The 12,509-nt window shown below is 56.4% G+C and carries 5 protein-coding genes and 2 pseudogenes; 1 reads left to right on the plus strand and 6 read right to left on the minus strand.

From position 1 onward, the window contains the following. Positions 1-46: 46 nt before the first annotated feature. The 3 genes and pseudogenes from RX331_RS24705 to RX331_RS24715 form a co-directional block, all read right to left on the minus strand. Positions 47-910: an SDR family NAD(P)-dependent oxidoreductase gene (locus tag RX331_RS24705; protein ID WP_317252465.1), complete on the minus strand. Its 864-nt coding sequence runs from the start codon at positions 908-910 to the stop codon at positions 47-49. A gap of 13 nt (positions 911-923) precedes the next feature. Beyond that, entirely contained in the window at positions 924-2,219 is a 1,296-nt protein-coding gene (locus RX331_RS24710; protein WP_317252466.1) for an aminotransferase class I/II-fold pyridoxal phosphate-dependent enzyme, read from the minus strand. 735 nt (positions 2,220-2,954) lie between these two features. Next, positions 2,955-3,654: pseudogene (locus RX331_RS24715) on the minus strand (helix-turn-helix domain-containing protein); the annotation flags it as partial. Between the two features lie 159 nt (positions 3,655-3,813). On the opposite strand from RX331_RS24715, the pseudogene RX331_RS24725 reads away from it, so the two are divergent. Beyond that, a pseudogene (locus RX331_RS24725) lies at positions 3,814-5,096 on the plus strand (IS256 family transposase). 3,018 nt (positions 5,097-8,114) lie between these two features. Here the strand turns inward: RX331_RS24725 and ectB are convergent. The 3 genes from ectB to RX331_RS24740 form a co-directional block, all read right to left on the minus strand. Beyond that, on the minus strand, positions 8,115-9,377 hold the full coding sequence (ectB, locus tag RX331_RS24730; RefSeq protein ID WP_317258235.1) for a diaminobutyrate--2-oxoglutarate transaminase: 1,263 nt from the start codon (positions 9,375-9,377) through the stop codon (positions 8,115-8,117). 361 nt (positions 9,378-9,738) lie between these two features. Continuing rightward, entirely contained in the window at positions 9,739-10,638 is a 900-nt protein-coding gene (locus RX331_RS24735; protein ID WP_317252468.1) for a hypothetical protein, read from the minus strand. A gap of 24 nt (positions 10,639-10,662) precedes the next feature. After that, positions 10,663-12,453: a TauD/TfdA family dioxygenase gene (locus RX331_RS24740; RefSeq protein ID WP_317252469.1), complete on the minus strand. Its 1,791-nt coding sequence runs from the start codon at positions 12,451-12,453 to the stop codon at positions 10,663-10,665. Positions 12,454-12,509: the final 56 nt, after the last annotated feature.

Genomic DNA, 12,509 nt, shown 5'->3' on the forward strand with positions numbered 1-12,509 from the left:
TCGAGCGAAACGTAGACTTTTCGTGCCAAAATGCGATAACCTCGGCTTAGGACGCGAACTCGCCGCCGGTGACATCGATGGTTGCGCCGGTGATAAAGCTTGCCATTGGCGAGGCCAGAAAGGCTGCCACGTGCGCCACCTCTTCGGCCGTGCCAAAACGGCCAACCGGAATCCGGCTGAGAGCGGACTGGTTGACCGGAGCCTCAGCTGCCCCAGTCAGATCACTGAGGATCCGACCAGGAGCGATACAATTGACCGTAATACCGTGTGGAGCGAGATCCCGCGCCGCAGCGCGGGTTAATCCGACGAGCCCCGCCTTGGACGCAGCATAGTGCGGCCCAGCGACCAACGGCATGGCGCGGCCTGCGAGCGACCCAACATTGATAATGCGCCCATAGCTTTGCCCAATCATTTCAGGCGCCAAGATTCGTATGAGATTGAACGGGCTGTTGAGATTGACGTCGATGACCCGGGCCCATTCCACGGCGGACATCTGCGCAAGCCAGGTTGCATCCGGGTCCGCGCGCTTGGGCGAAATGCCTGCATTGTTCACCAAAATCGCAATCTTTCCCCAGCGCGCCCGGATGCGGCTAACAAACCCTTCCACGTCGTATTGTCGCGTTACGTCGATTGCCTCAGCATAGAGTCGTTCTTCCAGATAGCTAAGACCCTCAAGAGCCCGGTCTACATGGTCCGCTCTCGTCGCCACAAAAGCGACCAGATGCCCATCGGCCAAGAACCGGCGCACGATTTCAAGTCCAATTCCGCGCGCTCCTCCGGTAACGAGGGCAACGCGCCGCTCGCCTTGCAAATTGAGTTTCTCTGGTTCCAGCATATGGAGGTTTGACGAGCTTTCATGCACTTTGTCGGCGTAAGCTGATCGCAGGTTGCTCTTACTGGTTAGTTCCATGAATTACCTCCAATTAACGGCCGCCATCAATAGCCAATGCCACATCTGGCTTGGCCGTTGTGTCTGGCAGCCTCTGTAGGATGCAGTCACAGAGCCGCTCTATGTCGCTGATCTCATGATCGGCCGTAATGCACACCCGAATCCCTGCCCTTCCTTGCGGGACGATCGGGAAGAATGTCACCAACGTATAGAATCCAGAATCGAGAAGCTCTCTTGCAACTGCGATCGCCGTGGTCTCCGATCCAAAAGGGATCATTCTGATGGGAAGGGAAGTGCCTTTCTCGGCGGTTGCGACACGACAGTCAAAGACTTCGATCCGCTCCGCCAAACGCCTCTGCCGTTCGCAGAGTTCTACGGAGCGGTGAATTTCGCATGAGCCAAGCGCTGCCCCAACCGCCGCCAGATTGGGCGCCACCGAAAACGCATAAGGAATCGAGTAGCGTCGAAACAGAGACTCCTGGTGGTCCGTTCCAAGCATCAACATGCCGCCCGATGCCCCAAAACCCTTGGCGAGCGAGGCAGCTATGACGGTTCTATCACCTAGCGTTTGTGCAAACTGCGAGCGGGCAAATCCCTCGCCTTGGCGTCCGAACACCGATATCCCGTGAGCATCGTCGATGTAGAGAAAGAGCCCATAACGATCCTGGAGCCGCCGCAATTCCTCTATAGGTGCATTCCCGCCCATAGAATAGACACCATCGCACACATAGGCGACCACCGGATGCTCGCGGCACAAGCTCTCGAGAGCGTCCACGTCATTGTGCTCGATCGTTATTACCTGCGCCTCGTCAGCGATCACTGGCTTGTGATAAGCGAGCGAGATGTGCGCAACGCGATCGAACACAACCAGCGGCTTCCTTTCGCCAGTCAATTGACCGGAAGCAAGGAGAGGTAGCGCGCCCAGATTAGCGAGCATGACAGTGGAAAACGCAATAACGCGTGCACAGAACATCTCCGACAGGGTTGCTTCAAGCTTTGGCAGAAGATCGCAATTGAGTCGCGTTCGTGCGCACGACCAGTGCAATGAGCGATGCGCCTCAATCGCATCGATCGCGCCAGCGACGATCAAGGGATGATTGTCCAGGCCCAGGTAAGAGCATCGCACGAAATCGATTACCTCCGGTCGGCTGTCAAGTGGACCAGTGCCCAAAGCAACGCTCCGACCGCTCTTGGAACGTGCGGGGACGGCCATGAGACCAGCCTCGTGAGCTGCATCGAAATACGACCGGCTCTTGTTGATCATATAGGCGGTGTTCCGAAAATATCCGGTCGGCCGACTATCATTAGCAAGGTGGCTCCGCCGTTTCATTTCTTTCTCCATTCATCTGCCAAGCGTGCGTGGACCGCTTACATGAGTTCGCACCATGCGCAGCTTGGCGACTTCGGCCCGACGTGGAGCATTCTGTAAAACTTCTCCAGGCAGCTCGTTCGGTCTGCCTCGTTCAAATCGAGTAAACCATGGCTACGTCGATTAGGTCAGCTATCAGATTAGATGGTAGCGTTCGAATAGGCCATCGACCGTCGATGCAGCTGACAAAGCCACAATTGTCAGCCAGCGTGACCATCGCCGCCTACAACAATCCATTGCAGGAGGCCCGAGATCGGGACGAACAGGTTCACCTAGCTACTCGAGATGGAATTCAAATTGAACTATGAACGGTTCGTCGTAAACCACTTATATTGGCGGGCCAACGCAGTCAACGCGCGATCAAGTTGGCCCCCGCCGCCCTTATAGCCGGAAGCCACTCAGAATGCAGCAGAGCCGCCGGTTCAGATCCCGGTGGGCTCTCCGTCACGCGCGCTGAGTTGCTACAGCGAGATGCAGCACCTTTCGCTCCGAATCCACTACCAAGACCGGTAATTGATCTAGGTAGGGGAGCATGCCACTGATGACGGAATAATCAGGCTGCTCAAACGCACCCGCAAACGGTTCAGTATGCAACGCCAGACACAACTGCTCCCGTCAGCGGCCCCCTAGGTGTGGAGCCTCAAGAGATTGTCCTTGGTCAAACCGAGCCTGCTGATCGGCGTTTGAGAGTCTATAGCAAGCGTCGCGGAAGGCGAAGGGCTGATAGCAACTGCCATTATCGGTCATGACGCGAGTGACGGTGACGCCAAGGCTTTTGTAATAAGCCACAGCCGATTTGAGAAAGGAAACGGCGCTGTCCGCCGTCTCGCCAGGCTTGATCTCCGTGAAGGCGACGCGGGAATGGTCGTCAATGCAGACGTGGACGAAATCCCAGCCGGCGCCGCGGCTCTTGTTCGGGCCGCTCGGATCGCCGGTGATGCGATGGCCGACGCGCTCGAAGCGGCCGAGCTTTTTGATGTCGATGTGGATGATCTCGCCTGGGCTCTCGCGCTCATAGCGACGCTCCGGCCCGGCCGGCTCCAGATCGCGTATCCGGTTCAATCGCAGGCGGCGAAGGACGCGGCTGACGGTGGCCGGTGACACCTCGACCTCGGCTGCGATCTGCTTGCCGGTGTGGCGCAGCCGGCGCAAGGCTTCGATGACCGTGCACGTGGCTGGCGGGGTTTGGCTTGGCGATGAATGGGGCCTGGAGGAGCGGTCACGCAAACCCCTCCACACCTTCTGCGCGGAACCGCTTGACCCATTTGGCAACGGTCTTCGGCGTCGTGTTGAACTGATAGGCCGCGTCGGCCCTGCTCAGTCCTCCTTCCACCACGCTACGCACCATCGCCTCTCGACCTTTGGGCGTCATAGGCGCATTCTTGTGCACGTTCATCTGGTCTCTCCTTGGAACACTGAAGCTTCGCAACCTCAGCTTCCTCGGTTCAGACCAGAGGTCCCGTAGCAGGGTTGGTAGGAATTGAAGGTGGCGTAGTCTCCGAGGTGATCAACCTCGAATCATCCGGCGTTAGAGCGCCGGACCGGTGACCACGCCATGACCAGCAATATCACGAAGTCGCATGCCCCGCAGTGTGAAGGAGAGACGGCTCCCCAGCTTTTCGATGATTGGTTCGATCCGATTGAAACTGCTGTGCGGGAACGAGCGCGGGAATTCATTGAAGAATTGATCCGCGGTGAGCTCGATGCGGCCCTTGCCCGTCCGCGCTACGAACGTAGCAGGAAGGTCGGCCATGAGGGAAAGCCGGCATGACGGGGCATCGGCACGGCAGCCGGCCCCGGTCGCTGATCGGCAGCTTCGGGCCGATTGAGATCGCGGTCCCGCGGGCGCGGCTCAACACGGCCGATGGCAAGACCACGGAGTGGAAGAGCCAGTCGCTACGGGCCTACCAGTCGCTACGGGCCTACCAGCGCCGCACACTGGCCGCAGACGCGCTGATCGCCAGCTGTTATCTGGCCGGCACCAACACGCGCCGTGTGCGTCGGGCGCTCAGCGCTCTGTTCGCTGGCGCGGTCGGCAAGGACACGGTGAGCCGGGTATGGCGCAAGGTGAAGAGCGACTGGGACGCCTGGAATGCCCGCTCGTTGGCCAATGAACCGATTGTGCGGCTGATTCTCGACGGCACCGTGGTGCGCGTGCGGCTCGACCGCAAGGCGACCGCCATCTCGCTGCTGGTCGTCATTGGTGTGCGGGCCGACGGCCAGAAGATCCTGCTCGCAATCAAGGCGATGGGGAGCGAAAGCACCGAAGCCTGGCGTGCCGTGCTCGACGATCTCATCCGGCGTGGGCTGCGGCGGCCCGAATTCCTCATCGTCGACGGCGCGCCCGGGCTTGAGGCCGCGATCGCCGCCGTGTGGGATGGCGTGCCGGTGCAGCGCTGCACCGTGCACAAGCACAGGAACCTGTTGGCGCATGCGCCCGAGCGGCTGCATGAGGAGATCACCGCCGACTACAACGACATGATCTACGCGGCGACGCCCGAGGAGATCGAGGCGCGGCGCAAGGCCTTCATCCGCAAATGGCAGCTCAAGCATCGTGCGGTGGCCGACAGCCTGCAGGAGGCTGGCGACCGGCTCTTCAGCTTCACGCGGCTGCCACCGAGCCAGTGGAAGAGCGCACGGACCACGAATGCCATCGAGCGGCTGCACGAGGAGTTCAAGCGACGGATAAAGACGCAGACTGTGCTGCCATCAGCGGACACCGCGGCGATGTTGTTCTGGGCTTTGCTCGCCTCCGGCCAGATCAACATGCGCAAGGTCGATGGCTGGAAAACACTCGCCACAAAGCCCATCGATCAGCCAATTGACCTCGCCGCGTAATCAGATAGCTTCACGATGTCGGAGGCTGCGCCACTTCCACATTCCAACCACATCCCGGACGGCACCAGACCAGATGGACAACCTCGTGAGAGACCGCACCTAGGTGGCGCACTGTTCGCCAGCAGATATGCTTCGCGCTCAGATTTTCTACAACCGCGAACTCTCCTTCTTCATGGAAGCGCATGATGCGCTCTCGGGCGTAATTGCCAAGCGCGCTGGTCTTAGGGTCTCTAATCTTCATGGCTTTCAATTGTCTGCTCTCCGGGTTACCGCGATGCCAACGAGGCGTCATGGACAACTCGTAGACGTGGTCGAGCGTAGTAAACTCGACCGAGCTCCCCGCACTGGTGACGGCGTAGCGGCTTCGGGACCTTCAACAATGCACGCCTGTTGGTACAAAAGCGCTGTCAGCGAGGAGCCGCCGGCGTTGCTCTTAAGGACGGTTGTTTTCCGACGATGAACTCATTTGTTGACGAGCGCGCTTGCTGATATCGACGAGTTCTCCAGTCGTCCGCAGGCAAAGGACACGGTCGCGGGAGACCTGGTCCTCGTAGCACAGATCGAAGGCTGATCGCCTGGTCATGGAATCGACGAAGCAATTTTGCACCCCAACGCTCATGCCAAATGCGGGAGCAGAGGCGATTCTCATTCACTCGCGAAAGAGCACAGTGGATGAGATCCTTTTCGTTTGTTACTGCCTGGCAACCGAGTTCCTATCGTGATCCTTCCAACGAGGTACACCAGCTTCCGCTTGTCGTCGTGCCGGCATCTCCACGGCAATCTGGACGAACCACTCCATATGAGCCTGAATAGCGGCAACGGAGGGTTTGCGGCCGTGTTATTGCCGAAGACGGCGTTGCCGTCATTGAACCCCGCATCGGGCCCCTCGACGAGCTCTTCTGTTAAACTACGACGAGCTCGCCCGTGCAGAGGCGCGATATCTTCAGTCCCATAAACGTCGGGGAAATAGCGTCCGAGCGATACAACAGTATTCTCGTATGACGGAGGACTGCTATGCAACCACCTTCTCATATCATCAAACTCCGCGGGATCATCAGGTCGTCTGGGTAACACCAGAAGCACGCGATCGTACTTTGATCGTTATTCCGTCTTCGAAGTCGTTGGCCTTGACCGGCTAGCGGATTGGCTATGCCGCCGTCCCGAATGCGGTGATCAGCGCGGTCAATGCGCTACAGAGTTATACAACATCAGACCCGAATGTAATTGCACAGCACGTGCTACTTCATTGCCCAGAGCCGGGGACTGATCCCTTTCAATTGCGATTGCGCCATGTTGCCAAGCCGAGCGCTCGGGGTTGTCGATCCGCTCAGGGCTATAATTGGTCTTCCCCCAGCCTGCCGCCCACGGTGGATTTTACTTTTATCTCGATCTGCGCGAATCGGCGCGCCAAGCCAAATGGCCGTGAGCTCAATGCGGATGACGTCGGGAAGACGTTATTGGTGGACGCTGGTGTCGCAACTGTCTCGAGCACGTCCTTTGGGGCCCCTCCGGGATCCGCATCGCCTACGGCATTGATCTCAAATTGCTCGGCGAGCATTGCAGCGTGTGACCTCAACCCCTATCCGATTCGAGGCCACCCTCTGCTCCCCACGTGTCTGCGGTCGGTTGAAGGAGTTGCCATCGTGCCCAGTGCCACGCCACGCCTTTATCATTATCGTGCGCCGCGAGGGTCTCACGCCCGGCGACGTCTGCCGAGACGCGGCCCTTCCGTTAGCCTATTCCTCGCTCCTTCCGAACACCTTGAACTGGCGGTGGCGGCGGCACTTTGGGCAGTCCTATCGGATCACCTCGCGCGAGCAATTAGGCTTAGCTACTTCGCGAAGTTCGAAATGTCGTCGACCCGAACTCGATAGTGGCTGCTTTCCAGGAAGATACTGTTTAGACCAGAGCTGAACCTAAGCAAACCGCGCAAGCCGCAACTCCAAAGAGAGAGTGTGAATCTGGTGCAACCACGACCGTAGCGCAGACAGCAGAACGCATGAGCGAATGGTGAGTTGAAACGCGGGCACTCTCTCGGTGAGCGAAGCTGCAAAAAGCCGTATAGAACCTGTGACCGTCCGAAGGGCGCTGAAACCAACGCCCCTCCAGACCTAAGTTGATTGATGAGAGGATTGGATCATCTCGCCAAGGAATGCCGAGAAGATAAATGTGCGGAGCGAAAAGCCGATGGTTATCACGGCAAACTCGATCACCTTAGAAGATGAATGCGAGTGAACTTGCAATTCAACGATCTTGTTCTGACGGACAGCGATCACTGCCGCGCCACAGACGTGGAGGACAGCCACCCTCCAGCGAGGCTCTGACCGTCCGTATGCGGTTGCCCAAATGAAGGTCTCTGCAGACAATGCCTTAAAAACCACCGGCAGCCTGCGCCAATAGGATAATTTTCGCTTGGGCGATGCATGCCAGCGCCGCGAATGATGTTCCAGGGCCAACACCGTAGGAATATGATATGGACGCCCTCGTCTTCGTCAGGATTGCAATCTAAATCCCGACGCATGCAGCGTAATCTCCGCATGAGAGCGACCGCAGAGCCGACGTAGCTCGCCTCGTTTGTTGATCGAAACATCATGTTTCTGGGAAACTACCCTGGTAACATCGCTGCTCAACCTGATCAGGTTGGCCAGGTACGCGAGACCTTCGACATCATCCATCTCGACGGTCACCACATCTGGCCAGTGATGCGAGCCGCGGACAAGTCAGCCCCGATGACGGCCCGGGCATCCACTCTCGATAAAGCGGGAGTCCCGATATTTGCAATGTGCGGCAGCCGTGTACGAAGCATGGGCTGGTACACTCTGTGATTGTTTGGCATAGGATGGCCAGCGTCAAATAAGAGATCTGGACAGTCGGCCCTCATTAATCGCCCCCACCACCTGCTTTAACGCATCACCGCGCCTCACATTCGGTTCGGCCGAGACCCACGATACCCAACGCCACTCCGTTGTCAGAGAGTAGCTGAGGGCCCGTCTTCATGGCCGGATGAACTGGATCAGGTTACCACGACCTAAGTGTTTTCAAGGTTTCGGCCAAAGAGTCCTCGAAGACCTGAAGTCCTCGATCTAGTGTTTCAAAGTCGATCGTGAGCGCAGGCAAAAACTTCACGACTTGACCAACAGGGCCGCACCGTTCGATGATCAATCCCTTCTCAAATGCCTTGCGCGTCGTCGCTTCTGCGATTTCGGCCATTTGGCAGTCAAACCCCAATGCCATGCCTCGCCCTCGAACGGCGAATCTATTTCCGTACTCAGATGCAATCGCTTCAAGTCGAAGCCGCATAATCTCTCCCATACGTTGGACCTCTTGGGAGAAGGATCGGCTCCGCCAATAAATATTTATAGCTGCGGTTGCGGCCACAAGCGCAAGATTGTTTCCTCGGAACGTGCCTGTATGTTCTCCTGGCCGCCACGCGTCGTATCTTTCTTTGAGCAACAACATTGATAGAGGGAGTCCATACCCACTCAGTGATTTCGACAATACTACAATATCTGGCGACAAGCCTGCGAACTCGAAGCTAAAGAATTCGCCCGTGCGACCACAGCCCATTTGGATGTCGTCAACTATGAAAAGCGCGCCAACATTCTTTGCTATGGCCTGGATTGATTGCAGCCATTCCTTGCGAGCTACATTGATACCACCTTCTCCCTGCACGGTTTCGACGAGAATGGCGGCCGGACGATCGATGCCGCTGCTCTCGTCCATCAAAAGCTTTCCCATGTAGTCAGCCGTATCAACAGCTGGTTCCAAGTACCCATCGTAAGGCATGAATGTTACGCCAGACAAGGACATGCCACTGGCTGTACGAAAGGCGCGTTTACTAGTCGCGGCAATCGCCCCCAAACTCAAACCATGAAATCCGTGCGTAAATGAAATGACATTTTGCCGTCCTGTCGCTTTGCGCGCCAGCTTTAAGGCTGCCTCGACGCTATTCGCACCTGTTGGCCCTGTGAATTGAAAGCGGTATTGCAGACCCCGCTCTCGCAGTATGACAGAGCTGAAAGTCTCCATAAACTCGCGCTTGGCGGGTGTCGCCATGTCAAGTCCGTGAACTACGGCATCCGACCGTAGGTACTCAGTAACAACAGCTTTGATCTCGGAATTGTTGTGGCCGTAATTCAGTGCTCCTGCACCGGAGAGGAAGTCAACAACCTCTCGACCATCCTCTGTTTCCATAACGGAGCCGCGCGCTCGGCTGAAAACAGCCGGCAACGAACGTGAGTAGAAGCGAACGTTTGATTCCAGAGCTTCGAAGGCCTGCATATTGCCTGCCGCGCTAGTCACTGCACCCATAGATGTGTCTCCTCAAGCCAGCGGTTCAACGACACGCTTCGCTCCGTTTGCAGAGCTGTGGACAGACCGGAAGGCGCTGCGCGCGTCGGCCGGGTTTACTCTATGGCGTGTATTTCCCAGGAACGGCTTCGCTCTCTTATCTCAGGATCCGCGACGGCTCACCTACCAGCCGTCGTAGTTTGCTGTCATTCAGAGTTGCACAATTGCAGCGGCGCCATGTCTACGAAACGTTCGGTCCGTACGCCGTTCGAGATCTCCGGCGCACTGGCACATTCTTCGAGCCCGCTCAGTGGAGTCATCTCGTCGACGTCACGCGTAACGGATCACACATCTATCGTCGGATACTTAGAACGCCGCCTATTAATTCGGCAGCTGCGCGGGTCTCCATGACAAATTCCGTCTGATCCTTTTGGCGATTGAGCTTGATATTCATATTCGCTATCTCGCGAGGATTTCTGACATGAACTCCTCCGCATGGAATTTGAAGCCGCGCATTTTTGTGTACGGCGACCCAATTTCGCCTAGCGTGAAAGGGAGTGTGGTCGGGAGCAACATCGATGCTAGCGATTTCATTCAATATCTGATTGCTGCCAACCTCAATCTCTGAAGCTAAAGTATCACAATCGGACCAAAATCTATCTGACGAAAAGCCGGCCTTGCGAACCCCTTTTCCGATCCGATAGCGGTCGATGCTCCCAAACTCTTCGATGCGAGAGAAAACAATAGCCGCCCTGTCAAAATCATTTCTTCCAAAGCTGTCCTTCACAATCGACTTCGTCCAGTATGTTTCCAGCCTCTCATTTAGTGCCAGTGCGGCAATGTGGCATGCCGTATGGCCTACCGCGATTGCCCGCCGGTACTCGGGATCCACCTCTAGTCTACACTTAGCATTGATTAACTCTTTTCCGGTTGGCGACCCAAAGACGACGTGCCCTACAGACCAACTCCAAGACGGATCCGACCTCTTAACGCCTTTTGGATCGCCGATTCGAATTTCGGAGCGGTCTTGTTTCGTTCCGACCAAAACCGCGCCGTCGATCACCCAAGCTTGACCTATCACGTTAATGATGCCCCGGTCAGACGGCTGATCTGGCCACCAAGGATCCAATGGATGAAACGGCGTGACGTCCGTCACCACAACTTGCACTCCATTCTCTCCATCATAGAGATTGGTCACCCGAGCCAGCTCGGAGATAGAGCCGCCAGGGTAAGTGACGATGGTTGGTTGCATGTCGCTGACCCGACAATAATTAGATCAGGTCCCTAGCGCGAAGGCGGTATCGATGATCCGTTCGTTACGATAGCGCTCCTCGTCCGTGACCGACGCATCACGCCTGACGTACATTCGTTGAAGCCAACGGTCCGTTCCATCATACCTAGGGCTGAACCCGGACCTGGCATGAATAGCTCGACGATTGTCCACGATCATTAGATCGCCAGGCTTCAATTTCACATAGTTGAATACTTGCTTCACAGACGTTTGCATTCTGCGGAGAGCACACGCTGCTTCGCGATCGAGTGGCTCCATCAGATCAAGGTCGAATTTCATGAATGGATCGTACCCATAACCGTAGAAAACGGAGACCACAGTTCCGCCCTTCTTCTGATTGCTGCCGACGGCGCCGAAAGAGAAGTCAACTCCGGTTCTGAAGCGCGGTTGAAAAAGGATCTGGCGCATTATAAGCGGCACTTCGGCAAGTATGCTGGGGATCGCTGCGATGGCCGTTCGCGCCTGTTCTTCGTGATCTTTGCGCAGGCAAAGCAACATAACGAAATCCGGCAGCTCTGGATGGAACGCCTGCTCGGTGTGCCACTCGAGAAACACCGTGGAGCTGTGAGCGGTCTGTTCACGCTCTTCTTTCTCTATTGGACAAATATTTTGGAAGATCTGTTTATCGTGGTGAACGCTGTAGCCGATTGGGTCCCCGAGAGCTTGCCCTACCATTCCAAGCCAGGCTTCGCTCCAGAACGTCTTCTTGTCGATTGGTGGTAATTGGTTATCCGGCGTCGGAGGCAACTCCGGATCAAGAGGGATAGCAGATAGCACTAGCGCGCCGAACCTGTTTCCTCGTCGCTTGAAGTTTATCACCGCCCGACGGATCACTTCGGGAAGGTGATGGAACCTGAACTCACATTCCTGGAGAAACTGCTCTCGTTGCTCGTACGGATCCGGCAGACCTTCGATTACAGTTGAAAACTGCTCGGCACTCATCGTCACCGGAAGAATGTGATCTCCCGGAACACCAGACAAATCCTGCCCCTTTGGAAGATCATGTATTTCTGATCCGCGCTTTAATACGATTATGTCCTGCTTCTGAAGCCCCTTGACCTTCTTTTTCATGAGCCATCCGACGATGTTTGCGAGGAAGCTGGCATTGTCGCTATGCCCAATAAACGGAAGAGCGAAAAGATCGCTATCCCCTATAGCGACAACACGCCCCGTCCCGATCTTTGCGGCGGCGCAAACAATCTCGCCTGTTGGAAGGCTCACCAACGGTTTGACGCATTTTGCAATGTCAACACTGAGCGTGCAGCCGCGATGGTATGTGATTTCATAGATTTCGTCTGTACAAGGGTGGTTAGACGAAACCAAAATCCGAAAGTGCTGAGCTACGATAAACTCCCGATCGCGCCGCGGGACGGCGGCTGTATCATCCTTGAATTCAATTCCGAAGCGCCTCCCAATTTCATTGATATTGCTCTTCCAACCAGCATTCTGAAATTCAGAGATTAGGAGGAGCCCCCCCCCATTCTCCACAAAGGCAAGAATCTGTTCGATTTCTCCTCGCTGGAAGATCGGGGACCCTCCCACGTTACGCTCTATCTCGCCCGTGCAGGGATGTGCAATAATGAGGACGGAAGCATCACGCAGAGCTGCTTCACTCCACTCTGTCATTGCACGCGAGGTAAGGCCCAGGTGATCATGCAGAAGCTCTGGGAGATGTCCGTAATAGTAATTCTCTGGCCGGTCCGGCGCTATCGCGAGCGCCATATCCTTCCGAATTGTCCAACTTTCACCGTGGCTTTCATCGAAAATAATCGTCATAGCCTTGCTCTCCAGTTAGGGCAACCGTATTCAAACTGTAAGCTTTAGCCGCACGC

It is taken from the genome of Bradyrhizobium sp. BWA-3-5 (genome assembly GCF_032917985.1).
Taxonomy (GTDB): Bacteria; Pseudomonadota; Alphaproteobacteria; order Rhizobiales; family Xanthobacteraceae; genus Bradyrhizobium.